Origin of the sequence: Paenibacillus alvei DSM 29, from assembly GCF_000293805.1 — a bacterium.
Taxonomy (GTDB): Bacteria; Bacillota; Bacilli; order Paenibacillales; family Paenibacillaceae; genus Paenibacillus_B; species Paenibacillus_B alvei.
The window spans coordinates 59,510-83,669 of sequence record NZ_AMBZ01000013.1 but is presented as its reverse complement, the minus strand read 5'-3'; the positions used below and the strand labels follow the sequence as shown (position 1 = coordinate 83,669).

The window sequence follows — 24,160 nt, the reverse complement described above, 5'->3', positions numbered from 1 at the left end:
ACAACTCTCATGCTGGAGCATTTGAGCAAAATTGAAGCCCTGCTTGAAGGCGGTATAAAAATTTCGTAGCTGCTCCATTCCCAACATCAGTTTATTATTATTATTTATTTAAAATAGTTCTTAAAAACCAAAATCATCCATGCTATAATGTGTAAAATTAGAAACAACATGAGGATGTGATAGGTTTTGAATCGCTCTTTCTACTCGCTTCTATCCAGCAGATCCTTCGCCAATCTTGCCGGATCGTTATATATGATGACGTTGATAGCAGCTGTTTATCAAATGACGGATTCGGCCGCTTTTGCCGGAGCAGTCTCCTTCGTACGATCGATGGCGATATTGGCGAGCAGCTTCATGCTACCGATCTGGTATCGCCGCATGAGCCTCGCGTACGTTACACGTTTATTTTTGATATTACAGTTTGCGCTGTCGGCGATTGTCGCCTTCTCTATATTGCCGCTCGCATCGATGTTATCGACAACTCTATTTCTCGCCTATTCATTTTCTGCCATTATTGGCATTGGGTACGCAGAGGGCTGTGCTTCTGCAGCGGCAAATGCCCTCTATCCGCGCTTGGTGGAGGAAGAGAAGCGGGTTTACGCGAACAGTCTGGTATCAACCAGTATGCAAATGCTATCTTTACTCGGATGGACCATGGGCGGAATACTGGTTGCCAAGCTTGGACATTCCCTGGTTTTGCAATTGTCCGCAGGTCTTCTTTTTCTTGGCTGCCTCTGCATTTTCAAATTATCTTACCATCAAGAAGAGAGTGTGAAATCAAATAAGAAATCGCACTCTATCCTGGCAGGCTGGACATACCTGTTCACGCATCCTAAGCTGCGCGTCATTACATGGATGGACATTCTTGAAGGAGTAGCGGGTGGAATATGGATTGGCGGTGTTACGCTCGTCTTTGCACAGGAGGTGCTCCATAAAGATGAAGCGTGGTGGGGATATATTAATGCAGCCTATTATGCGGGAACAATTATTGGCGGACTCATTACATTGAAGCTGTCTGCACGCATTCATAACCATTTGGTCGGCACGATCCTGATCGGATCGTTTGGTGTCAGTTTGCTCGTATACGGGTATGCTTGGAACACGCAAGCATTTGTCGCACTAGCTATAGTAGTTCTAATTGGGCCATTCTATCAGCTTCGTGATATTGCTCAGCGTACATATGTACAGCAGGTCACCCCAATTGAAGAACAGCCGCATGTTTTTGCCGCGCAGAGCACCATCTCATACATATTGTTCGGAGTATCCGTACTGTTCGCTGGAACAATCTCTGATATTTGGGGACCCCAAGCCGTCTATGTTGTTGGCGGCACGATGTATCTATTGTCCTCCGCAGGAGGATTTTTGCTTCGCCGCAAGCAGGAAGTAGCACATTCGGAAAACCATGCACCTTATTCTACCTGACCTGGCATTGGTTTGCGCCTTCTAACAAGTAACAAGACGGAGTAGCCAGTTTGGTCTCTCCGTCTTTCTTCGTCTTATTTATTTATATATTGGGAAGAAATATAGTCAGCTAACCAAATCGTATGATCACCGTGATAGAACAGTGTACCCTCTGACATACGGCTCCATATTTCACCTATGAAAGCCGGCGAGGGCTAGGAGCGAATCTTGCGTTCTCTGCGCAATAAGTAAAGGAAATACGGAGCCCCGATTACGGCAGTCACTAACCCTGCCGGGAACTCGATTGGCGGAACGATGGCGCGTCCAAGCGTATCGGCCGTCAACACCAAGATGGCGCCTAACAAGCCCGATACGGGCAGAAGAATGCCATGTTTGGCGCCCACAAGCCGGCGCGCCATATGTGGAGCGATCAAGCCCACGAAGCCAATTGCGCCGACAACGGCCACCGATGCGCCTGCCAAGGCTACTGAAACAGCTACCAGCGCAAGACGCAGCCGCTTCACCCGTTCCCCCAGGCCTGTCGCTACATCATCGCCCAAGCTCAGAACATCCAGCCTCGAAGACAGCAGCAGCGCAAGCGGGATGAGTGCCAGCATCCACGGCAGTACGCCCATCACTTCATCCCAGCCTCTGCCCCATATGCTTCCGGTAAGCCAAATCAGTGCTGCATTGACGCTGACCGGGTATTTGAACATGAAGTACTGGATTCCTGCATCGCACATCGCGCCAAGCGCTATGCCCGTCAGTGCCAGCGTCGTGGGACGAGCTCCGCGCCTATATACGAATGCAAATAGAAGCAGGGCTACCAGAGCCGCTCCGGCAAATGCGGATAAAGGCAGTGCGATTGCCGATGACCCAGGAAATAAAATAATGGTTGCACAAGCCGCTAAGCCTGCCCCTTTCGTAATTCCGATAACGTCCGGAGAAGCAAGCGGGTTCCGCAGTACGCCCTGCAGCACAGTTCCCGATATAGCAAGCCCGGCGCCCACAAGAACGGACAAGACGATTCGAGGCGAACGGTATTTGCCAAGGATGAACGCATGGTCTGTGCTTTGCCCCAACATCGTCTCGATCACTTGGTTCGGCGTTATATAGACCGCCCCCACTCCAAGGCTGATCAGGCCCATGATGAGAAGCAGCGCAACTAACGCGAGCACGACGAGCCGATGACGGCGCGCCATATTTACAGATCTATTCATTGTGCTTCCCTCCTGCATATGCCAAGTACAAGAAGAATGGTGTTCCCAGCATGGCGGTGACAATCCCAATTGGCGCCTCATACGGATACGAGATATAGCGTGAAGCAATATCCGCATACACCAGCAGCACCGATCCATACAGGGCGGAGCAAGGCAGCACATAACGCAGATCCACGCCGACCATCAGCCGGACGATGTGCGGTACCAGCAAACCTACGAAGCCAATCGGGCCGGCAACGGACACCGAGCCTCCCGCCAAAATAATGACGAGCAGACCGCCGGCGAATCGCGTTGCCTCGATTCTTGCTCCGAGCCCCCTCGCCACATCATCCCCCATGCTCAGCATCGTTAACGGCTTCGACAGAGCCAAAGCGCCCAACAAGCCAATGCTTGCCCATGGAAGAAGCACACCAACATGATGCCAATTCCGATTGCCTATCGCGCCGACCAGCCAATAGAGAATGCTGTCCGTTGTGTTCTCATGAAATAAGATCAATCCTTGTGTGATGGACGAAAGAAAAAATGGACGGTCATTCCGGCAATGGCGAGTCGGGCCGGCTTTAAATCTCCCCCTGCGCTGATAAAATACACGATAAAGCCGCCCAAAGCCGCTCCCGCAAATGCGGAATAAACAAGCTGCTGCTGCGTCAACTCCGGCAGGAACACCGTTGACGTTACCACTATGAGCGAAGCGCCAGCATTGACGCCGAACACCTGCGGATTAGCTAGCGGGTTGCGCGTCATCGCCTGCATGATCGTACCTGCGACCGCCAAGCTGGCACCGATCAGAATTGCGATTAACGCACGGGGCAATCGGATCTCCTGAACGATAAGCATCTCCTTCGTTCTGTCCGCGAAGAACAGAGCCTTCAGCAAAGTAGGAAATGAAATCGAGGAGGAGCCCAGCGACACATTGATCATGACCCCTGCCGATAATAATGCGAAGCCAAGCAGCAGCGACAGGCCGAACGCCTTGCGCCTACCGCCGTGACGTAATCCCGTCATGCGTTACAATGCCCCTTTCTTTTTTCGTTCCTGGGCAGACAAAAAGTAGACGTTAACAAGTAACGCCTACCTCGCCCGTTTCCTGTCTTACAAATTATTTCTCCACTTTCCCGCTTCCGTACAGTTTCGAAATTGCCTCTTCCATCATTAATTCCCCGGCAACAATGCCGCGCCAGCGTGTCCATAAATTGCGATCCACTTCAATGACCTTTTTATTCTTCACGGCCTTCAGCTCCTGCCACAACGGATTGACGGACCATTCGTCCACGATCGTTTGCTCTCCGTCTGTCTTCATCAGGAACAAAATATCGGGATTGATATTCAGCAATTGCTCCAATGTTAGCTCCGCATAGGGTTCCTTCGGATCCTGTATCGCATTCATCAGACTGACCTTTTCCAATACGGCGCCGTCATAGGAGGATGATGTATGCGCTTTGAAGCTTTCTTTGCGCAAAGCAGCCGACATGACGGTCTGTTTCTCGTCTGATGGCGGCACTTGAGCCTTCAAAGCATTGATTTTATCCTTATGCTGTTCCAACCGCTGCTTTCCTTCCTCACTCATGTTCAGGGCGTCTGCTATCGTCTGGAAGGACGCCAAATTGTCTTCATAACTTGCTTCCAGACTCTTCAGCACGATTGTAGGAGCAATTTGTTTCAAGTCTTCATAAATTGCTTTATGACGTTTCCAATCCGCGATAATCAAATCCGGCTGCAGGGAGCTTATTACCTCCAAGCTTGGCTGCTTGCGCGTTCCAACTGACGTATAATCTCCAATCTTATCTGCTAGCGTCTTCAAAATTCGATCTTTATTTCCGTCATCGGCAATGCCGACAGGCTTCAAATCAAGTGATGCAAGCGCATCGACAAAGGAAAATTCGAGCACTACGACCCGCTTCGGCGATCCTTTCACCTCTGTCATACCTAGCTCGTGCTTAATTTCTCGCGCGGCTTCTGTTTTCTTAGCGGCTGGTTGACTATCGTCGGCTTGGCTGCCCCCATTTGCTTGAGAGCCGCATCCCACGACGAGAAGCACTGTGAATAATATCGCCAGTACCGCTTGATATTTCTTTTTCAAAGTTACTACCCCCTGGTGTCCAACATGATGCCGTATACACTTTACATCAACATTGAGAATCATTATCACTTGTTCATCATATTGTGATTTGATCTAACTGTCAATGTAATCTTTAAATATAAATTATAGTATTTTATGGTATTATAAATTTTGTTTACATTTCTTTCTATGAGAAGACTGATTTGAACTTGATTTTGCAATCCCTTTTTCGCTAGCATTCGTTTTGTGGTAAACTAACACTAACCTGTATTGGATTCTTTTATTGTGAATAAGGGAGAAAGCCAACATGTATCCGGATATTCAGCATTTTAAGGCGGAGTTTTTCAAAGCATTAGCGCATCCTTTGCGGATAAAGATTCTGGAGATCCTATGCGAAGGAGATAAAACAGTTAACGAAATTCAATCCATACTCGGAACGGAAGGATCTTCTGTTTCTCAGCAGTTGGCCGTTCTGCGCGGCAAAAACGTCGTGTATGGCGTTAAGGATGGAACCTCTGTTATTTATTCCTTGCGTGACCCGATGATCAAGGATTTACTTCAAGTCGCGAAGCAAATCTTCAATAACCACTTAGTCAATTCCATATCTATGTTGAAAAACATGAAAAACCAAGAATCGTCCTAAAAAAGAGAGGAATATGAGTCCCCGACTCCTGTTTCCTCTCTTTCTTGTATAAAAGCACACCACATCCCTTCCTATACGCTTTGACAGGTATGCGAATCACCGTTATCATTTTAAATATTCAAATAATCAAATATTTAGAAATGGTGGGGAGTCATACATGAAACCGTTGTGGCGCGGTCGCTATGCCGAATACAGCTGGCAATCTTTTAGAAAAGACATGATTGCAGGCATGATCGTCGGTGTCGTTGCCATCCCGTTAGGCATGGCATTCGCCATAGCCTCCGGCGTTAAGCCTGAATACGGCTTATATACAACCATAATCGCCGGATTTATTATTTCGCTGCTTGGTGGATCCAAGTTTCAAATCGGAGGCCCTACCGGTGCATTTATTCCGATATTATTCGCAATTGTCATGCAATATGGGTTTGAAAACCTGCTGATCGCTGGCTTTCTTGCGGGAGTAATGCTTGTCTTAATGGGACTGCTGCGCTTAGGGGCAGTCATCCGCTTCATCCCGCGGCCTGTAACCATCGGTTTTACTTCAGGGATTGCCGTCATTATTTTTACAGGTCAAATTGCTGACTTTTTAGGGCTTCACCTTGAGAAGCAAGACAGCTTCATTGCCAATATGCGTGAGCTGATCATTCATATCCCAGCGGCCAACTTGTACAGTGTACTGACATCCTGTATTTGTCTTGTTGCCCTTCTTCTCGTACCCAAGTACATGCCCAAGGTTCCAGCTTCCCTGGTAGGACTTCTTTTATCAAGCCTTATTGCTGCTTGGCTGTATCCGAACCAGGTTGCTACGATTGGTACGACATTCGGCGCGATACCTAGCGGTATTCCTGACTTCCATTGGCCAGCATTAAGTTGGGATCGTATCCTTTTACTGCTCCAGCCTGCTTTTGTCATTGCACTGCTCGGCGGAGTGGAGTCTCTGTTGTCTGCACTTGTTGCCGACAGTATGACTGGTGAAAAACATAACAGCAATCGAGAGTTGATCGGGCAAGGCATTGCAAATATGATCGCACCGTTGTTCGGGGGAATACCGGCAACCGGGGCAATTGCACGCACAGCTACCAATATTCGCAGTGGAGCTGCTTCTCCTATATCCGGTATGGTACATGCCATCGTCGTACTGCTCGTGCTGCTCTTCCTTGCTCCCTTTGCTTCAGCTATTCCCTTGGCTGCAATGGCCCCGATATTGATGCTGGTAGCCTGGAATATGAGCGAGCGAAAAACATTTGCCAAGATTGCACGAACGAAAACAGCAGACTCGCTTATTTTAGTTGTTACCTTTTTGCTGACTGTGTTCATGAATCTGACGGTCGCCGTTCAGGCTGGGCTTGCGATCGCCATCATATTGTTTATCAAGCGAATGAGTGAAGAAGTAAAGGTCGATAAGGTTCTGCCTGATCCGCAGGATCAGAAAGCCAAAGTATCTGCAAGCGTCGTAAAGGACGGTCGGAAATGTCCGCAAATTAGTATGGTCAGTGTTGAGGGGACGCTGTTTTTTGGCGCTGCCCACACGTTGGAGCAAGCACTATCCTCACAATGCGAGGATACACCGCATGTGCTAATTTTACGGCTGGGGCGTGTACCGTATTTGGACACAACAGCAGCTGCGCATCTATCCGCATTCGTGAGCCGTATCCAGCAGCAAGGCGGGATCGTGCTTATTACTGGGATTGCTCCTCAGCCAGCGCAAATGATGCACAAAACGGGACTGCAAGCCTTAATCGGGACAGAGCATTTTTTCAGAAGAACAGGCACAGCCATTGATTACGCTCTATCTCGGATTGCGCTATCCCAATGCCAAGGCTGTACACATTTTGCCTTTCGGGAGTGCAAGCAATTATGCTGTGCTCAGTCACTGCCGGAGCTATCCAAACAGCCGTTATCACAGCGAAGTACTTTGCAAATTTGATGAGTGCACGATATTCTAACCAATATCATTTCATAAAAAGGCGTCCCTGACTGGGACGCCTTTTTCTACCTGAATGGTCTTATGCTTGCTGTTCTTCTTCCTGCTCCGCTTCTGCAATCAGTCCTGCGAACAAAGCATGAACGAACTGCTCGGAATCGAATTCCTGCAAATCTCCCATTTTCTCGCCGAGACCAACCAGCTTTACTGGCAGGTTCAGTTCTTGACGGATCGCAATGACTATGCCGCCCTTCGCCGTACCGTCCAGCTTCGTGAGCACTAAACCGGTAACGCCGCTTTTCTCACCAAACAGCTTCGCTTGATTCAGTGCATTTTGACCCGTTGTTGCATCCAACACCATCAATACTTCATGTGGAGCATCTGGCACTTCACGCTGAATGACGCGGAAGATCTTATTCAACTCTTCCATCAGATTTGTTTTGTTCTGCAAGCGTCCTGCTGTATCGCACAATAACACATCTACATTGCGCTGTTTCGCTGCCTGCACTGCATCGTACATCACTGCCGCTGGGTCAGAGCCTGCCTGCTGCTTAATGACGTCAACCCCAGCACGTTGTCCCCATACCTCCAGCTGTTCAATTGCACCAGCGCGGAACGTGTCTCCCGCCGCAAGTAAAACGGATTTGCCTTCTTGCTTGAAACGATGCGCCAGCTTTCCGATCGTAGTCGTCTTCCCGACGCCATTAACACCGACGAACAGAATGACGGTCATTCCATTCGGATTTATGTTCAGTTTGTTGGAATCATCGCCACGCAGAAGCCCGATAAGCTTCTCGGACAATACCGGCTGCAGATCAGCAGCGTCCTCGATTTTTCGCTTCTTCACCTCATCGCGAAGATCGTCAATCAAGTTCATAACGGTCGTCACGCCGACATCGGCACCAATTAAGATTTCTTCCAATTCTTCATAGAAGGCTTCATCGATTTTCTTGCGTCGCGTAATGAGCTCCGTTACCTTCTCCACGAGCCCTTTGCGAGTTTTCTCCAAGCCTTCCTTGAATATATTCGTTACGGACTCCGTCTTCGCTGCGATGCTATCCTTCAGCTTCTTAAAAAAACTCATGTCCTCTCCGCCCCTTATGCAATGATTGCTTCATCATCTTCCAACTTTACGGATACGAGCTTCGATACGCCGCCCTCTTCCATCGTAACTCCATACAGCACATCAGCCTCTTCCATCGTCCCTTTGCGATGAGTGACAACAATGAACTGAGTCTGCTCGGAAAATTCACGCAAATATTGAGCAAATCGCGTAACGTTCGCTTCGTCAAGCGCTGCTTCTACTTCATCAAGTACACAGAATGGAACCGGCTTAACATGCAGAATCGCGAACAGAAGCGCCATTGCTGTCAGTGCGCGCTCCCCACCGGACAGCAGTTGCAGGTTCTGCAGCTTTTTGCCTGGTGGCTGTGCCACAATGTCAATTCCCGTTTCCAAAATATGATCCGGATCAATCAATACGAGATCGGCCCGCCCTCCGCCGAACAACTTCGAGAACACGACGACGAACTGCTTGCGAATCGCATCAAATGTAGACTTGAACCGCTTTGACATTTCATCATCCATCTCTCGAATGACCTGATATAATGTCGTCTTCGCTTCGATTAGATCATTTTTTTGCTCACTGAGGAACTGATAGCGCTCATTTACTCGTTCAAATTCGTCGATTGCACCAAGGTTCACTTCTCCAAGCGCAGCGATCTGCTTCTTCAAATCACGCACTTCCTGCTTTGCTTCCTCAATATTTTCCGGCATAACGTACCGATGCTTTGCGAGTTCAAAGCTAATTTCATACTCTTCACTCAGCTTGCGCAGCAGGTTATCCAGCTCAACATCAAGCCGATTCGCTTGAATTTCGGTTTGGCGCATGGACTCTTCCACCTGTTTCAACTCTGTGCGCTGTTCCTTTGTATCACTCTCGGCAAGCTCCAATCGAGCAACACATTGCGCACGATCCGCACGCTTGAACTCGATCTGTTTACCCGTTTCCTGCTTCTTCACGCTGAAATGATTTAAGTCTTCCGTCTGCTTCATCGTCTCGCGCTCTGCCGTTTCCAGATCAATCTGAACCTGTATCAACCCTTGTGTCAACTGCGTATACTCTTGTTCATACGCCTTCGCTTCCTGCTCGGATCGCGTCAACTGCTCCTGCAGGGAGAACGATTCCTGATCCAGCTTGCCTTGACGAACCTTCAAATCCGTAAGCTGCGATTGCAGCACTTCCTTCTCTGACTCGTTCGCTTTGCGTGCGGATTCCGCTGTCTCAATCGAGACATGCAGCCGATCTTCATCAATTTTCAGCTCGGCAAGCCGCGCCTCCGCAGTACGACGGCCAGCATCCAGCATGGACATCTCCTCTGCCGCGTGCGCCAGCTCTTGCTGCTCCATCTCAAGCGTTTCTGACAGCTGGCGTTCTTCCTTCTCCAGCTGTGCAATCTCGCTTGTCAGCTGCTGTTCATTAATGCGCTTCGTTTCTCCTTGCTCTCGAAGATCATCCAGCCGCTTCAAACCAGTCGTTGTGCGCTGCTTCAGTTCCGTATACGTTTCCGTCAACTTGGCCAACTGCTTTTCAGCTTCCTTAATATCTGCTTCCAGCTGCTCCAATTGACGCTGACGTCCGAGCAGGTTCGCACTCTTCTTATTCAAGCTTCCGCCTGTCATAGAGCCGCCGGCATTGACGACATCGCCTTCTAGCGTCACAACACGATAGCGATATTGGAGCTTCGCTGCAATTCGGTTTGCGTCCTCCAGCGATTCCGCGATCACGACATTCCCGAGCAAGCTCCCAACAATGCTGGCATAGGCAGCGTCTGACTTAACCAGATCTGCTGCTACACCGACGAACCCTTCCGCTCCATTCACGATTCGGCGATCTGTATCATGCAGCGAACGCGGACGGATAACATCCAGTGGCAGGAAAGTCGCTCGGCCTAATTGGCGCTGCTTTAGGAACATGATCGCGTTCCGAGATACTGCCTCATTCTCCATAACGATGTGCTGCAAGGCTGCACCGAGTGCCGTCTCAATCGCCGTCTCCAGCTGTTCCGGTACGCGAATCAGTTCGGCAACAGCGCCGTGCACGCCCTGCAGTCCGTTTGGACGGCGGGAGGCCTTAAGCACTTCCCTTACACCGAGCATGAAGCCGTCAAAATCATTTTGAAGCTCCTGCATCGTATCACGACGGGACACCATTGCATCCGCTTTTTGCTGCCATTTGCGAACGGCCTGCTCCGTTTCGCCGAGAAGCGCCTCATCCTGCTTCAGCTGTTCACTCTCAGTCATATAACGGTTTCGAATATAAGCAAGGTCTTCCATGAGGGTTTCACTGCGGCGTTTCGCATCTTCTACCTTCTTTTGAAGATCCTTTTTCTCCTGCTCGCGCTTGTTTCGAGCTGTATTCATTTTATCGAGACGTTTTTGCAGCGCTTCTTTTTGCTGGTCATAGTACCGAATATCGTTGCGCTGCTGGGCCATCTGGTTCATAACCTCGAGCAGTTGCCCCTTCAGACTCTCTTCCGCATCCGAGCTTGTCCCTCCAGCTACACCAGCTAGCCGTGTTTCTTCCGCCACGATTAAGCCACGAATCTCAGCCATTTCGGTCTGCAATGCCAGCAGCTTCTCACGTACAGACTGTACTTCCAACTGCTTCGCACGCATCCGCTCCGATGTCGTCGTCAAGGTTGCCTTCATCTGCTGTTCATTCGACGTCAGATTCCGCTTGCGCTCTCTCAGAACCTCGCCTTGTCCCTCACACTTCTCATACTCTTCACTGTAGTGAAGAAGAGTAGCCTGCAGCTTCTCAAGCTCTTCTTCCAGCTTCCGCAACTCAATCCGATGCACTTCCAGCTTTGCATCATGCTCACTTACTACAGTTGATAAGGACAATTCACGTTCCTTCAACTGAGCAAGCTTCTCATTCGCCTGCTGCCAAGAGACATGAAGTTCTTCTATTTGATGAACATAGACTGCTATTTCTTTGTTTTTCAGCCATTCCCGTAGCTGCTTATAATGCCGTGCCTTTTCAGACTGCTCCTTGAGCGGTCCAATCTGATCCTCCAGTTCTACGACCAGATCATGAATGCGCAGCAAGTTCTGCTCGGTTTCGTCCAGCTTCTTTTTCGCGTCTCGTTTGCGGGATTTGTACTTAACAATTCCAGACGCTTCTTCGAATATACCGCGTCGATCTTCAGAACGAGTACTTAAAATTTCTTCAATTCGGCCTTGTCCAATTATGGAGTATGCTTCTTTACCGATTCCTGTATCCATAAACAGCTCGGTAATATCCTTCAATCGGCAAGCCTGCTTATTAATAAAATACTCACTATCGCCGCTTCGATGTACACGGCGCGTCACTGTCACTTCATTGAAATCAAGTGGAAGCGTATTATCGCTATTTTCCAGCGTTAATGACACTTCTCCGTAGTTCACAGCCTTGCGCGCATCACTGCCCGCGAAGATAATATCTTCCATTTTCCCGCCGCGAAGTGACTTGGCGCTCTGTTCTCCGAGCACCCAACGGATTGCGTCAGAGATGTTGCTCTTCCCGCTGCCGTTTGGGCCGACAACGCCGGTAATCCCCTGGACGAACTCTAATTCCGTCCGATCCGCGAACGATTTGAAGCCCGCCAGTTCCAACCTTTTTAAGAACATCGTTCTTCGATCACCTCAACGATTATTGTACCATATCGCGAATCCGAATCGTCGCATGGACATCCTGTCAATTTTCCGCGCGGTAACGTAGCTTCGGACAAAGAAAGAGCAAAAACCAGCCTGTAAGCAGCTCCAATTCCGCTCGCTTCGCGCGCTGTTCTTTGCTCTTTCTGCGAAACTGGCCGACGACGCGCGCCGGCCTTACAGTACGTTATGATTTCGGAATGACTAATTGCTCGAGTGCCTGTGCCGCTGCCTGCTGCTCCGCTTCCTTTTTCGAACGGCCAACTCCGCGGCCTAAGCATTCGTCACCCATACATACTTCAGATACGAATTCACGTTCATGTGCCGGGCCGCGTTCCTCGATAATTCGATATTCAAGCGAACCCAAATTGTGATGCTGCGTTAACTCCTGCAGCTGTGTCTTGTAATCATTCGTCTGCAGCTTACCGTCAAGCGAGATTTGCGGGAATATATGCTCGCGCAGAAAATCCCGCACCACCTCTAAGCCTTGATCCAAATAGAGCGCGCCGATGAACGACTCAAAAACATCCGCCAATAAAGCGGGACGAGTGCGTCCTCCCGTTAGCTCTTCTCCCTTGCCTAGCAGAACGTATTTGCCAAAATTAAGCTGATTGGCAAATTTCACGAGAGATGGCTCACATACGATGGAAGCACGCATCTTGGTCAACTCCCCTTCGGGCCGTGTCGGACATCGGTGATACAAAAATTCTGACACTGTCAGCTCCAACACAGCATCGCCCAAAAATTCAAGGCGTTCGTTGTCTTGGTGCTGGCCGAAGCGATGTTCGTTCACATAGGAAGCATGGGTGAACGCCTGTTTCAACAGCTGTCTGTTCCGAAAATGAATGTTCAGTTTCTGTTGTAACTGCTTCAATTCTACACTCAACTGTCTGACTCCTTATGCTTCGTATTTCTTCAAGACAATGGTAGCATTATGTCCGCCGAAGCCAAATGAATTGGACATTGCTACTTGAACATCGGCTTTGCGAGCTACATTCGGAACATAATCGAGATCACATTCCGGATCCTGATTGTCCAGGTTGATCGTTGGCGGAATCATGCCGTTCTGCAGCACCAAGCTGCAAATAACCGCCTCCACGCCGCCTGCTGCACCGAGCAAGTGCCCTGTCATGGATTTTGTAGAACTCACTGCTGTCTTATATGCATGGTCACCTAACGCGGACTTGATCGCTTTCGTTTCCGAACGGTCTCCGACAGGAGTCGAGGTGCCATGCGCGTTGATGTAATCAATTTGTTCCGGTGACAATTCGCCATCAGCCAGCGCACGTGTCATGCACAATGCAGCGCCTGTCGGATCTGGCTCTGTCATATGATGAGCGTCTCCGCTCATGCCATAACCGGCTACTTCTGCATAGATATGAGCACCACGAGCCAGCGCATGCTCCAGCGATTCCAGAACAAGCACGCCTGCGCCCTCGCCCATAACGAATCCGTCACGGTCTACATCGAACGGACGGCTTGCGCGTTCCGGCTCATCGTTGCGCGTTGACATCGCACGCATCGCACAGAAACCTGCCATACCGATCGGACGAATCGTCGCCTCTGCCCCGCCGCAGATCATTACATCCGCATCGCCGCGCTGAATAATCTTGTAAGCGTCACCGATGGAATGTGTACCTGTTGCGCAAGCAGATACAGCCGCTGTATTCGGTCCACGGGCTCCGACTGTGATGGATACCTGTCCAGACGCCATGTTCGCAATCATCATCGGAATGAAGAATGGACTAACACGCTTAACGCCTTTTTCCATCAGTACCGTATGTTGATCTTCCCAAGTACCAAGACCGCCAATACCGGAACCGACAATGACGCCGACACGATCTGGATTCGTCTGTTCTCTGACATCCAGCTTCGCATCTTCCAAAGCATTCTTACTCGCTGCTACCGCGAATTGAACGAATCGATCCATTCGTCTTGTTTCTTTTTTATCCATGAAATCTTCCGGATTGAAATCCTTCACGGAAGCGGCAATTTGCGTCGGATAATCTGTAACATCGAACGCCTCAATACGAGATACTCCGGATTTCCCTTCCAACAAGTTGTTCCAGAATGTCTCAATTTCCGAGCCGAGAGCGGTTACGACACCCATGCCGGTCACTACAACCCTGTGCTTCAATCAGAATCACCTCTACTTCTGCAGTTCAAGCTTCTATATGATGGAGAATGCGGCCCCGCCGCACTCAGATATTGCGATAATGAGGAGAAGTCCCGTTAACGAAGAACGGGACTCGGTAACTTAGGTATGAGATTGTATGTAATTCACTACTTCTCCAACCGAAGTAATTTTCTCCGCGTCTTCATCAGAGATTTCCATATCAAACTCATCTTCCAATTCCATCACCAATTCCACAACATCGAGGGAATCAGCGCCAAGATCCTCTTTGAAAGATGCTTCAAGCGTAACTTCTGCTTCATCAACGCCAAGGCGTTCAACGATGATGCGCTTTACACGCTCCAACACTTCTGCTGACATCCGGTTCACCTCCTCTTTGGTATTATACGAAAAACATTGTAAATTGCCATATCAAAACGGCTTGCTGGTAGAAACGACCTGATCTCTCACGGCCATTTCCAATTATTAGGGCAAAGTTGCTAATTGCCAATCTATCAGCAATTTTGCACTTCCACCCTATATATCGCTTAACGTCCATGCTGCCATGAACGGAGAAGCCTAGAAGAAGCCTCTTACATGTACATGCCGCCATCTACATGAATGGTTTGGCCTGTCATATATTCCGCATCATCAGATGCCAGGAAGCGAACCGCCTTCGCAATATGCTCTGGCTGACCAAGTCTGTTAAGCGGAATCTGACTGAGAAGCTGCGCCTTCATCTCATCGGACAACGCATCCGTCATATCCGTCTCAATAAAGCCTGGCGCAACGCAGTTCACCGTAATGCCGCGCGATGCAAGCTCGCGGGCAGATGCCTTCGTGAGGCCAATAACGCCTGCCTTAGCAGCGACATAGTTGGCTTGGCCTGGATTGCCGAGTACGCCGACAACGGACGAGATATTAATAATGCGGCCGGAACGCTGCTTCATCATCGGACGTGTTACTGCCTTAACGCAGTTGAATACGCCTTTCAAATTCGTTTCGATGACTTGATCAAATTCTTCCTCTTTCATCCGCATAATTAAATTATCTCTTGTAATTCCGGCATTATTCACCAATATGTCAATACGGCCAAATTGATCCAGCGCTGCTTTCACAAGAAGCTCAGCCTCTTCTGTCTTGCCCACATTTGCTTGAACGGTGATGGCTTTGCGTCCCAGCGCCTCAATGGCTGCAGCTGTGTCCTTCGCAGCAGCCTCACTGCCTGCATAGTTCACAACTACATCAGCACCAGCCTCTGCCAAGCATAACGCAATCGCTCGGCCTATGCCGCGAGAAGCGCCTGTGACAACCGCCACTTTGCCTTCAAAGCTCGACATGGTCATGTTCCTCCCTTATATTTTCCGGGCGCATACCGCAGCGGGTTGCGCCCAGCTTCATTAGATTTATCAGTACAAGTGCTAGTTAATTAAAAAACTCTTTTCTATAAAAAACCGCTATTCAGCTGCATGGAACGCTTTAATTGCCTCAAGGCTGTTGAGCGATACTACTTTAACCGAACGGTCGATCTTCTTAATCAATCCAGCAAGCACGGATCCGGAACCCAGCTCAATAAAAGTGCCTACACCTTGCTCGATCATGTAGCGTACACTTTCCTCCCATAATACTGGCGAGAACACCTGCTCAACGAGCAGTTCACGAATGCGCTCTCCTCCTTGCTCAGGACGGGCAGATACATTGGCAACGACGGGCACTGCTGCATCATGGAAGTCTATCTTTTGAAGCGCTTCTCCCAGTCTTTCAGCGGCTGGCTTCATTAGCAAGGAATGGAATGGACCGCTAACCTCTAATTGCTTCACGCGCTTCGCGCCAGCTTCCTTCCCTCGCTCAATGACAGCTGCAACGCCTTCCACTGTTCCTGACACAACGATTTGTCCAGGGCAGTTGATATTAGCCATCTCAACAGAGCCCGTTGTGCGGCTAATATCATCACATAATGCGCCTAACTGTTCACGCTCTGCTCCAAGCACAGCAGCCATGGCGCCTTGTCCATTCGGAACAGCCTGCTCCATGAATTGCCCGCGCTGGCGAACGATGGCGACTGCATCCTCAAAGGAAAGTACGCCCGCAACGACAAGCGCGCTATATTCGCCTAAGCTGTGTCCTGCTACATAATCTGGACGAATTCCGGACGCTTCAAATGCGCGATACAGCGCACAGCTTGTCGTTAGAAGTGCAGGCTGTGTATTCGCTGTCTGCTTCAATTCTTCATCCGGCCCATTAAAAATGAGCTCCTTCAGCGGAAATCCAAGCACTTGTTCCGCTGTATCGAACGCTTCGCGCGCAGCAGGAACCGCTTCATAGACATCCTTGCCCATCCCGACCGCTTGTGCACCTTGTCCAGGAAAGACGAATGCAATTTTACCCAAGTTTGTCCACTCCTTAATCATATCCGTATATGAGTGCGAATCAGAACTGTCTCATATTTTCACGAAGAGAACATTCATTACCAAACGATAACCGAAGCTCCCCATGTTAAACCGCCGCCAAATCCAACGAGCAGAATCGTGTCTCCCTCTCGAATGCGCCCTTGCTCTGCTGCCTCTGCAAGTGCAAGCGGAATGGAGGCTGCCGATGTATTTGCATAGTATGGCAAATTAATAATGCATTTGTCCTCCGACAAGTTCAACCGTTCCAAAGCTGCATGTATAATCCGCGTATTCGCCTGATGCGGAATCATCAAGCTGATATCTTCCTTCTTCTTTCCAGCCTTCTCAAGCGCTTCCTCAGCCGCATTCCCCATAATGCGCACAGCGAACTTGAATACTTCACGGCCATTCATATAGAGAAAATGACGCTTGCCTTCAACCGTCTCGATCGACGCCGGCATTCTTGAGCCTCCAGCTTCGATTTTCAGCAGCTCTCCTCCGTTGCCGTCTGCGCCAAGCACGAAAGATTGGAATCCACGGCCTTCCGGTACTGGACCAAGTACCGCTGCACCTGCTCCGTCGCCGAACAAGATGCATGTGTTGCGATCCGTGTAGTCCGTAATGCGCGACAGGCACTCCGCACCAATTACAAGTGCGTATTTGTAGGTTCCCATCGCGATAAAGTTTCTGACATTGGCAAGTCCATATATAAATCCTGAGCAAGCTGCCGACAAATCAAATGCCGCCGCCTTCGTTGCCCCGAGACGCTTCTGCACCAGACAAGCAGTGGATGGGAATGCCATGTCAGGTGTAACCGTCGTTACGACAATCAAATCCAGTTCTTCTGCTGTAATGCCCGCCGCTTGCAACGCCTTCTCTGCCGCATGAAATGCCAAGTCTGAAGTAGCCTCATGCTCCGCCGCAATCCGGCGCTCCTTAATTCCAGTACGTGTTACAATCCATTCATCACTCGTATCGACCATTTTCTCCAAATCGGCATTGGTCAACACACGTTCAGGCACATATTTGCCTGTACCGATAATGCCTACTGAACGCAAACTCATCACGCATCACTCACTTCCCACTGTTAGTTCCGCCGACTCCTATAGAAATCGTCTCGATCAGATCATTTTGCAGCGCTATACGTGCTTGTCGAACCGCATTATGAACAGCCCGCGCATCCGAAGAGCCATGGGCCTTAATTACAAGTCCATTCAATCCTAGCAGCGGAGCTCCGCCATGTTCCTTGTAGTCCATCGTCTTGCGCAGACCCTTAAGTGCTGGCATCAACATGGCCGCCGCCAGCTTCGTATACCATGTACGCGTGAATTCCCGCTTCAGCACACCAAATAATGAGCTGGCCGTTCCTTCTAACGATTTCAGCATGACATTGCCTGCGAATCCGTCGCACACGAGTACGTCACAGGCGCTTTCCAATACGTCTCTGGCTTCGACATTGCCTACGAATTGAATCGGCAGTTCCGCGAGGAGCGGATATACCTGCTTCGTCAATTCATTCCCCTTCATTGCTTCCGTCCCCACGTTCAGCAGACCGACGCGAGGTCTCGACATGCCGTGCACCTTTTCCCGATAGATGCTGCCCATTAAAGCATATTGAGCAAGATGCTCCGGCTTTGCATCCATATTGGCGCCCAAGTCCAGTGCTAGCACGCCTCTTCCGTCCATCGTCGGGATCATAGGGGCCAATGCAGGTCGCTCAACCCCATTCATTCGTCCTACGATCAGCAGACCTGTTGTCATCAACGCCCCTGTATTGCCTGCAGATATCATACAGTCCGCATCACCTTCACGAACCATGCGGCCCGCAACAACCATTGAGGCTTCTTTCTTACGACGAACCGCTTTAACTGGCTCATCATCAGCCTCAATCGTATCTGGTGCATGAACGATGCGCACATTAGACGTGGAAGAGGTCATGTACGGAGCAAGCTTCGCTTCATCTCCTATTAGCAGCAGCTCAACGTCTGACCATTCCTTAGCTGCGGCCAATGCACCCTCTACATTGCTTTGCGGCGCATTATCTCCTCCCATTGCATCAATGGCGATTCTCATGCAGTTCTCCTCCTTCGCTGCTAATCACCGTTCCTGCCGAACGATAGATGACAAAGTTCCCTTGGAACACCATTTCTTCTCCCACATAACTGAACACTTCTACCTTCGCCTTGCTTCGTTCGCCTGAGATGGATCGCACATACGCCTTCGCGATGCACTTCTCGCCCAGTTTCACGGAACGAAGGAATCGAATATCTGCTGATGCCGTTAATGCAATCTCATCATTAATGACCGCAACTGCTAGCGAGTTCGCCTGAGCGAACAGATGATGTCCGCGTGCAATATGCGTTCTGGAGAATACATGCTCTTCACGGATTTCAAATATCGATATCCCGCTGCGATCCAGCTGCAAATCTACAATATCACCAATGACTTCATGCAGTGGCAAGGATTTTACTTGATCATAGGAGAGCTCTGCCATCAACTTCAGTCGTTCCCTTAGTTCAGGAATCCCAAGCTCCATCCGGTCAAGCCGGATCGTCTGGATGCTCACCTTTAGCTTGCGGGTCAATTCCTGATCGGTCACGAATGGATTCTCTTCAATGATTGCAGCTAGCTTCTGCTGACGCTGTCTTTTAGGTAAACGCTCGATGTCCCGCACCACCTTTGCTCGTTGCCCATATGCTAGAGGCTTGGCACGCTGCTCAACTGCGAATCGTGCTGGCCTTTATGTATATCATAGATCATTTTGAACCGTTTTGGAAAACTCATTTAGAACCTGGTACTAAGAGTAGTATATATAAAAATCTCCTCAAAGAAAAGCACCAGTTTTATACCTTTTCTAATTTTCCTAATTTCATCCAAATAGTCTAAACAAAAAAGTAGCACTCCGCGAGATCGCGAAGTACTACTTTTCCTCGTATTGGTATACGATTATTGTTTGATAATCTCTCTAGCTTTGTATGTTCCGCACACTTTGCATACATGGTGCGCCAATTTCAACTCACCGCATTGTGCGCACTTTACCATGCCGGGTACGGACAATTTGAAGTGCGTACGGCGCTTGTCACGACGTGTTTTCGACGTTCTTCTTTGAGGTACTGCCATGTTTACACCTCCTTACCCAAGTTACGTGTTATTTCTACTGTCAGCTTTCTATTTCTTAAAGAAATCTTGTAACCCCGCCAGTCTCGGGTCGATTCGCTCTTTCGAGCATCCGCATGGATGTTCGTTGCGGTTCGTGCCGCAAGTCGGGCACAACCCCTTGCACGCCTCGTCGCAAAGCGGCGCATACGGCAAGTTCATCAAGAGCGTCTCTTCCACATAAGGCTTCAAGTCGACAAGGTCGTCCGCCACCAAAATGACGTCCTCCTCCTCTTCTTCTGCGGGAAGATCAGTAGAGTCCTTCAGCTTGAACTGCTCTTCAAACGGAATAACGTACGTTTCGGTAAACGATGTCAAACAACGCGAGCATTGCAGTTCCATCTTAGCGGTCAGCTTGCCATGTGCTCGTGCGAGTCCATCACTTTCCGCCTTTACCGACAGTTCGACATGAACCGGTTCAGAAATGGTAACATCAGAGCGCTCACGCGCTACCTCATCGGCACGAAATGCCGTATCAATCTGCGTTTCCCCTCTACCAGCAACTATGTCTCGAAATCGAAATTCCATACTATCACTCCAAACAAACAAAATTAATTATAGCGATTAACGTCATGCTTTGTCAACCAAATTCGTTTGACAGTTTGCCAGAGCCGGAGCACGATTCCCCTTCCTATGGAAAACCACTCTTTCATGGTATGATTTGATTATCATTGCCCGCGGATTGTCTGGGAAAGAGATCCGTTAACAAGCATTCAATGTACCTATAAAAAGATACCATTGAGATACAATATTACCGCATTCGGCGCCTGAAAGGAAGAGATGCGAATGAGAACGCTCGGAATCGTCGTTGAATACAATCCGATGCATAACGGTCATGTATATCATCTCCAGCAATCGAAAAAAATTTCAAATTGCGACGCAGTTGTTGCTGTTATGAGCGGCCACTTTCTACAGCGCGGCGAGCCCGCACTTTCTGATAAATGGTCGCGGACGGATATGGCATTGGCGAACGGTGTCGACCTAGTGCTTGAACTGCCCGTCGCCTACGCTGTGCAGCCTGCCGAATGGTTTGCCTACGGTGCTGTCGCTACATTACAGGCCACAGGAGTTATTGACGCCCTCTGCTTCGGCAGCGAGCTGGGAGATGCAGAACCGTTCATACAAGCTGCAGATGTACTTGTCAACGAACCTTCCGGTTTCACAGATCAACTGCAGGAGCATTTAAAAGCTGGCTTAACCTACCCTGCTGCTTATGCGGCGGCGGCGGGACATGCGATAAAAAACAGCGCCACTCTCCCTTCAACGGGCCAGGCCGATGGTTGGATGATTCAGCCGAACAATTCGCTCGGCTTGCACTATGTGATGGCACTGCGGCGCTTAAATAGCACAATCGAGGCCTACACAATCGCACGCACGCAAGCGGGTTACCATGATACAAACGCTCCGGAAGGCTCAATCGCAAGTGCAACTGCCGTCAGAAAGCTGTGGGTGGAAAATAAAAATGGGAGCCTTGGCGCATGCGCACAATATTTGCCGACAAGTACGCTCCAAATCCTTGAGCGAGAGCATCGTCTTGGCAGGGCGCCAATCAGTTGGGATTCCTACACTCGCGAGTTGATATACCGTCTTCATCAGCTGTCTGCTAAATCTCTAGCGCGACACCTTGAGGTTACAGAAGGCCTCGAGCATCGTGTCAAGCAAGCACTTGGCAGGATGGCGGATTATCGGGTAGAATCGCTGCTTGAGCAGCTTAAGACCAAGCGCTATACGCGAACGAAACTGCAGCGTATGCTCACACATATTATACTTCATCATGATAAGTTCCATTTCGGACCTGACAGTCTGGAAAAAGGACCCTGGTACATACGAGTTCTTGGTTTTACAGATAAAGGGAGAGCACTGCTCAAACGCATGAAGAAAAGCGCAGAGCTGCCGATTGTATCAACAGCAAACCGTAACAATATCGGCCTTGGCGGCGTCTGCGGCCTGGAGGCAGATATTCGGTCAACATCGCTATATGCGAATGCCTTTCAACAATGGAACGCGCGGGATGCCCTCCGGGATTACTATGAGCCACCCCGCCGGAACTCCTAGTATACAGCAAGTCATGGATCGAAAATAAAGATCGAGCTTAGAAGTCTTCCGTCTAGGCTCGATCTTTATTACGTTGCACCTAACGATTACTTCCCAGCATTCTGCTTACTACTGAATTGCTTGATCGCTTGAAGCGCTTCTCCCACGGTTCGAACTGGAACCAGCTTCATCTTGGTATCCATCGACTCAAGCTTCGCTTTCGCTTCCGCATAATTGCCTTCGGGGACAAGGAATAGCTCTGCCTGCTCACGATCCGCAGCAACCACCTTGAACTGTACTCCGCCAATGATGCCTACTTTACCGTCAGGATCAATTGTTCCCGTACCTGCTATTCGATGCCCTTGCGTCAAGTCTCCTGGTGTCAGCCGATTAATAAGCTCCAATGTGAACATCAGACCTGCAGATGGTCCGCCAATTTCACTGTCCTTGAATGTTACAGTTTTGCCTTTATCATCAGGTGCCGCTTCCTTGCGTTGACCGTATCGAAGGCCGAAGCCAACGCGCTTCTCTTCTTTCTTGTTCGGATCACTAAGCTCAACTAGCGTTGCCTTAACGACCTTCTGTTGCTTATTCCGCTCAACTTTAACTTGAACCGTCTCCCCTGCCTTGCGCCCCTTCATAACAGCCTGCAAGGAATCGAAATCGACAACGGGCTGTCCGTCCACTTCCACAATTCGATCATTTGTCTCAAATTCATTATGCGCAAGGTTCGGATAATTATAAATTACAAACACGCCTTCAGATTTTAATTGGTATGGAATATGTAATTGATTATAGGCAGCGAGTACAGCTCCAAGCTGGGAGTCGCTCATATTGAACAATTGCTCCGTAACATACTCCTGTTCGCTTCTACCTTGCAATGAATCCGCCTTTTTCCCGAACTCGGCATGCGGATCGAATGATTTCCATATAAGTAAGGCCAGATTGGCATAAGTACGACGTACCGTGGTGAGCATAAAAGTTCCGTCTTCCGTCTCATCACCTGCTTGCACGCTTACCATCGGCTTGACCTGCTCAGCACTTCCCGGTGTATATATTACATAGGGCGTTGGCATATATACCATGATGTACAAAAACAGAAGTGCTGCAAAGAACCACTTCCAGTTGCCTAATCGCCAACGCTTCGTCTTCTGGGTGCCTAGTAATTCGTCTTCTTTCATTGCTGCATCCCTCCTGCTACATTCACTCGCCTTTGCATCCATGTACAAACTGGTCTAAAGCCTGTCTTTGGGACGTACATATGTGGAAGTACGAACTTCCATTTTAATGCAAGAGGTGAACATCTATGTTTTCTTTTCGAACGCCACTATCCCAGCATCCGTTCATGACATTGCTAATGGGAAGCACGGCGGTTCTTTTCGTTATTTGCATTGTATCCTATCCCGATCAAGCTTTCCAAGCCTCGCTTCAAGGCCTGAAAATATGGTGGACCATTATATTCCCGGCGTTGCTTCCGTTCTTAGTATTGTCCGAAATGCTGTATGCTTACGGATTCGTACATGGCCTAGGCGTCATGCTGGATCCAATTATGCGTTTGCTGTTCCGCCTTCCCGGGGTTGGCGGCTGGGCATGGTCAGTTGGCTGGACAGCCGGCTATCCAGCAGGTGCAAAGGCTGTTGCTCAACTGCGCAAGCAGCAGACTTTATCACGTCAGGAAGCCGAGCGTCTTCTCTGTCTTTCCCATGCGAACAGTCCCATATTCATGATTGCTGTTGTTGGAGTAGGGTTCATGCAGCAGCCCCATCTTGGGCTTGTCATCGCGATCGTCCACTGGCTGTCCGCTATCCTTACGACACTGATTTGGCGAACGTTACATCGTATGCATCCTGAGCTGCAAGCTGTACGTCCCAACCATAACATCACTAAAGCGCACCGCAATTTCTATCGCCGATTGATTAGCGAAATGGAGGACGCCCATCGACAAGATGGCCGTCCCTTCGGGAGAATGCTCGGCGAGTCGGTCAGCTCTGCTGTTCAAACCTTAATGATGGTCGGCGGATATATGATGATTTTTTCCGTCATCATTCAAGTTCTGCGCATCGCAATCCCACAGGAGTTCGGCAAGCATATCCTGAACGGATTATTCGAAGTAAACCTGGCAGCCTACACACTTGGTTCTACAGCTTTTCTCCCCCGTTTTTCAGGCAGCTTTGCTCAGTGCTGTTATTGCCTGGAGCGGGATTAGTGCCCTTCTTCAGGTTCATAGCATCATTAAGGAAACCGATCTGCGTTTCAGCCATTTTCTGATTTCGCGCCTGCTTCATGCATTATGTGCATTTCTGCTTACCTATGTGCTGTGGTCGCCATTACACGCTTGGCTTTCCACTCCGAATTCGGCAATGTCAACATTAAGTCCGTTTGCAGCCAGCCATACCGATGTCGAACATGTATCTTCCATTCTTGACTCCAGCGGGTCACTGCCCTTTATAACCTATATGAGTCAGCTGCCGATTTGGGCCCAAGCATCTATACTCATTCCCGTAGCCTGTCTATTTCTGTTCGCA

20 protein-coding genes and 1 pseudogene are annotated in these 24,160 nt (G+C 49.4%); 5 read left to right on the top strand and 16 right to left on the bottom strand.

Annotation, left to right across the window (positions count from 1 at the left end):
* Nucleotides 1-186 precede the first annotated feature (186 nt).
* Entirely contained in the window at nucleotides 187-1,422 is a 1,236-nt protein-coding gene (locus PAV_RS28815; protein ID WP_005551901.1) for an MFS transporter, read from the top strand.
* A 194-nt stretch (nucleotides 1,423-1,616) separates the two neighbouring features.
* Here the strand turns inward: PAV_RS28815 and PAV_RS28810 are convergent, their stop codons facing one another.
* The 3 genes and pseudogenes from PAV_RS28810 to PAV_RS28800 all read right to left on the bottom strand — a co-directional run bounded on the left by PAV_RS28810 (nucleotide 1,617) and on the right by PAV_RS28800 (nucleotide 4,764).
* Entirely contained in the window at nucleotides 1,617-2,621 is a 1,005-nt protein-coding gene (locus PAV_RS28810; protein ID WP_005551900.1) for a FecCD family ABC transporter permease, read from the bottom strand.
* Nucleotides 2,614-3,626 (bottom strand): annotated as a pseudogene (locus PAV_RS35030) (FecCD family ABC transporter permease). The gene PAV_RS28810 and the pseudogene PAV_RS35030 overlap by 8 nt, the downstream one beginning before the upstream one ends.
* 94 nt (nucleotides 3,627-3,720) lie before the next feature.
* Nucleotides 3,721-4,764, bottom strand: a complete 1,044-nt coding sequence (locus PAV_RS28800) for an ABC transporter substrate-binding protein (RefSeq protein ID WP_005551897.1) — start codon at nucleotides 4,762-4,764, stop codon at nucleotides 3,721-3,723.
* 223 nt (nucleotides 4,765-4,987) lie between these two features.
* Between PAV_RS28800 and PAV_RS28795 the strand changes: the two genes are divergently transcribed.
* Together PAV_RS28795 and PAV_RS28790 are read left to right on the top strand one after the other, a co-directional pair.
* The gene (locus tag PAV_RS28795) at nucleotides 4,988-5,323 is read left to right on the top strand and encodes an ArsR/SmtB family transcription factor (protein ID WP_005551896.1); all 336 of its coding nucleotides are present in this window, start codon (nucleotides 4,988-4,990) and stop codon (nucleotides 5,321-5,323) included.
* A 157-nt stretch (nucleotides 5,324-5,480) separates the two neighbouring features.
* Complete coding sequence (locus PAV_RS28790) at nucleotides 5,481-7,250, top strand: SulP family inorganic anion transporter (RefSeq protein ID WP_005551895.1); 1,770 nt, start codon at nucleotides 5,481-5,483, stop codon at nucleotides 7,248-7,250.
* A 79-nt stretch (nucleotides 7,251-7,329) separates the two neighbouring features.
* On the opposite strand, the gene ftsY is transcribed toward PAV_RS28790, so the two are convergent.
* The 12 genes from ftsY to PAV_RS28730 all read right to left on the bottom strand — a co-directional run bounded on the left by ftsY (nucleotide 7,330) and on the right by PAV_RS28730 (nucleotide 20,129).
* Nucleotides 7,330-8,331, bottom strand: a complete 1,002-nt coding sequence (gene ftsY / locus PAV_RS28785; protein ID WP_005551894.1) for a signal recognition particle-docking protein FtsY — start codon at nucleotides 8,329-8,331, stop codon at nucleotides 7,330-7,332.
* Nucleotides 8,332-8,345: 14 nt separating this feature from the next.
* Nucleotides 8,346-11,918, bottom strand: coding sequence for a chromosome segregation protein SMC (gene smc, locus PAV_RS28780; RefSeq protein ID WP_005551891.1), 3,573 nt, complete (start codon nucleotides 11,916-11,918; stop codon nucleotides 8,346-8,348).
* A gap of 211 nt (nucleotides 11,919-12,129) precedes the next feature.
* Nucleotides 12,130-12,828 carry a ribonuclease III gene (rnc, locus tag PAV_RS28775; protein WP_005551889.1) on the bottom strand — a complete coding sequence of 233 codons (699 nt, stop codon included), beginning with the start codon at nucleotides 12,826-12,828 and terminating at the stop codon, nucleotides 12,130-12,132.
* A 12-nt stretch (nucleotides 12,829-12,840) separates the two neighbouring features.
* Nucleotides 12,841-14,079 carry a beta-ketoacyl-ACP synthase II gene (fabF, locus tag PAV_RS28770; protein ID WP_005551887.1) on the bottom strand — a complete coding sequence of 413 codons (1,239 nt, stop codon included), beginning with the start codon at nucleotides 14,077-14,079 and terminating at the stop codon, nucleotides 12,841-12,843.
* Nucleotides 14,080-14,199: 120 nt separating this feature from the next.
* A complete protein-coding gene (acpP, locus tag PAV_RS28765) occupies nucleotides 14,200-14,436 on the bottom strand; it encodes an acyl carrier protein (protein ID WP_005551886.1) in 237 nt (78 codons plus the stop codon).
* Between the two features lie 212 nt (nucleotides 14,437-14,648).
* Entirely contained in the window at nucleotides 14,649-15,395 is a 747-nt protein-coding gene (gene fabG / locus PAV_RS28760) for a 3-oxoacyl-[acyl-carrier-protein] reductase (protein WP_005551885.1), read from the bottom strand.
* A gap of 117 nt (nucleotides 15,396-15,512) precedes the next feature.
* Nucleotides 15,513-16,445 (bottom strand): ACP S-malonyltransferase, encoded by a 933-nt coding sequence (fabD, locus tag PAV_RS28755; RefSeq protein WP_005551884.1) that lies wholly within the window; start codon nucleotides 16,443-16,445, stop codon nucleotides 15,513-15,515.
* Nucleotides 16,446-16,522: 77 nt separating this feature from the next.
* The gene (locus tag PAV_RS28750; RefSeq protein WP_005551883.1) at nucleotides 16,523-17,509 is read right to left on the bottom strand and encodes a beta-ketoacyl-ACP synthase III; all 987 of its coding nucleotides are present in this window, start codon (nucleotides 17,507-17,509) and stop codon (nucleotides 16,523-16,525) included.
* A gap of 10 nt (nucleotides 17,510-17,519) precedes the next feature.
* Entirely contained in the window at nucleotides 17,520-18,518 is a 999-nt protein-coding gene (gene plsX / locus PAV_RS28745) for a phosphate acyltransferase PlsX (protein WP_005551882.1), read from the bottom strand.
* Nucleotides 18,502-19,122 carry a transcription factor FapR gene (gene fapR, locus PAV_RS28740; RefSeq protein ID WP_005551881.1) on the bottom strand — a complete coding sequence of 207 codons (621 nt, stop codon included), beginning with the start codon at nucleotides 19,120-19,122 and terminating at the stop codon, nucleotides 18,502-18,504. The genes plsX and fapR overlap by 17 nt, the downstream gene beginning before the upstream one ends.
* Nucleotides 19,123-19,391: 269 nt before the next feature.
* The gene (gene rpmF, locus PAV_RS28735) at nucleotides 19,392-19,565 is read right to left on the bottom strand and encodes a 50S ribosomal protein L32 (RefSeq protein ID WP_005551879.1); all 174 of its coding nucleotides are present in this window, start codon (nucleotides 19,563-19,565) and stop codon (nucleotides 19,392-19,394) included.
* Nucleotides 19,566-19,613: 48 nt separating this feature from the next.
* Nucleotides 19,614-20,129 carry a YceD family protein gene (locus PAV_RS28730; protein WP_005551874.1) on the bottom strand — a complete coding sequence of 172 codons (516 nt, stop codon included), beginning with the start codon at nucleotides 20,127-20,129 and terminating at the stop codon, nucleotides 19,614-19,616.
* Nucleotides 20,130-20,387: 258 nt separating this feature from the next.
* Here PAV_RS28730 and PAV_RS28725 point away from each other — a divergent pair, with 258 nt between their 5' ends.
* The gene (locus PAV_RS28725; RefSeq protein WP_005551873.1) at nucleotides 20,388-21,656 is read left to right on the top strand and encodes a nucleotidyltransferase; all 1,269 of its coding nucleotides are present in this window, start codon (nucleotides 20,388-20,390) and stop codon (nucleotides 21,654-21,656) included.
* Between the two features lie 86 nt (nucleotides 21,657-21,742).
* Here the strand turns inward: PAV_RS28725 and PAV_RS28720 are convergent, their stop codons facing one another.
* Complete coding sequence (locus PAV_RS28720; RefSeq protein ID WP_005551871.1) at nucleotides 21,743-22,816, bottom strand: YlbL family protein; 1,074 nt, start codon at nucleotides 22,814-22,816, stop codon at nucleotides 21,743-21,745.
* A 125-nt stretch (nucleotides 22,817-22,941) separates the two neighbouring features.
* Between PAV_RS28720 and PAV_RS28715 the strand changes: the two genes are divergently transcribed.
* The gene (locus tag PAV_RS28715) at nucleotides 22,942-23,841 is read left to right on the top strand and encodes a nucleoside recognition domain-containing protein (RefSeq protein WP_005551869.1); all 900 of its coding nucleotides are present in this window, start codon (nucleotides 22,942-22,944) and stop codon (nucleotides 23,839-23,841) included.
* Nucleotides 23,842-24,160: the final 319 nt, after the last annotated feature.

Bases quoted from the DNA above. Each gene is read 5' to 3' on its own strand.
- PAV_RS28810 (WP_005551900.1), bottom strand. From the start codon at position 2,621: ATGAATAGATCTGTAAATATGGCGCGCCGTCATCGGCTCGTCGTGCTC.
- PAV_RS28800 (WP_005551897.1), bottom strand. From the start codon at position 4,764: ATGATTCTCAATGTTGATGTAAAGTGTATACGGCATCATGTTGGACAC.
- PAV_RS28795 (WP_005551896.1), top strand. From the start codon at position 4,988: ATGTATCCGGATATTCAGCATTTTAAGGCGGAGTTTTTCAAAGCATTA.
- PAV_RS28790 (WP_005551895.1), top strand. From the start codon at position 5,481: ATGAAACCGTTGTGGCGCGGTCGCTATGCCGAATACAGCTGGCAATCT.
- ftsY (WP_005551894.1), bottom strand. From the start codon at position 8,331: ATGAGTTTTTTTAAGAAGCTGAAGGATAGCATCGCAGCGAAGACGGAG.
- smc (WP_005551891.1), bottom strand. From the start codon at position 11,918: ATGTTCTTAAAAAGGTTGGAACTGGCGGGCTTCAAATCGTTCGCGGAT.
- acpP (WP_005551886.1), bottom strand. From the start codon at position 14,436: ATGTCAGCAGAAGTGTTGGAGCGTGTAAAGCGCATCATCGTTGAACGC.
- fabG (WP_005551885.1), bottom strand. From the start codon at position 15,395: ATGTCGAGCTTTGAAGGCAAAGTGGCGGTTGTCACAGGCGCTTCTCGC.
- PAV_RS28750 (WP_005551883.1), bottom strand. From the start codon at position 17,509: ATGAGTTTGCGTTCAGTAGGCATTATCGGTACAGGCAAATATGTGCCT.
- plsX (WP_005551882.1), bottom strand. From the start codon at position 18,518: ATGAGAATCGCCATTGATGCAATGGGAGGAGATAATGCGCCGCAAAGC.
- rpmF (WP_005551879.1), bottom strand. From the start codon at position 19,565: ATGGCAGTACCTCAAAGAAGAACGTCGAAAACACGTCGTGACAAGCGC.
- PAV_RS28730 (WP_005551874.1), bottom strand. From the start codon at position 20,129: ATGGAATTTCGATTTCGAGACATAGTTGCTGGTAGAGGGGAAACGCAG.
- PAV_RS28725 (WP_005551873.1), top strand. From the start codon at position 20,388: ATGAGAACGCTCGGAATCGTCGTTGAATACAATCCGATGCATAACGGT.
- PAV_RS28720 (WP_005551871.1), bottom strand. From the start codon at position 22,816: ATGAAAGAAGACGAATTACTAGGCACCCAGAAGACGAAGCGTTGGCGA.
- PAV_RS28715 (WP_005551869.1), top strand. From the start codon at position 22,942: ATGTTTTCTTTTCGAACGCCACTATCCCAGCATCCGTTCATGACATTG.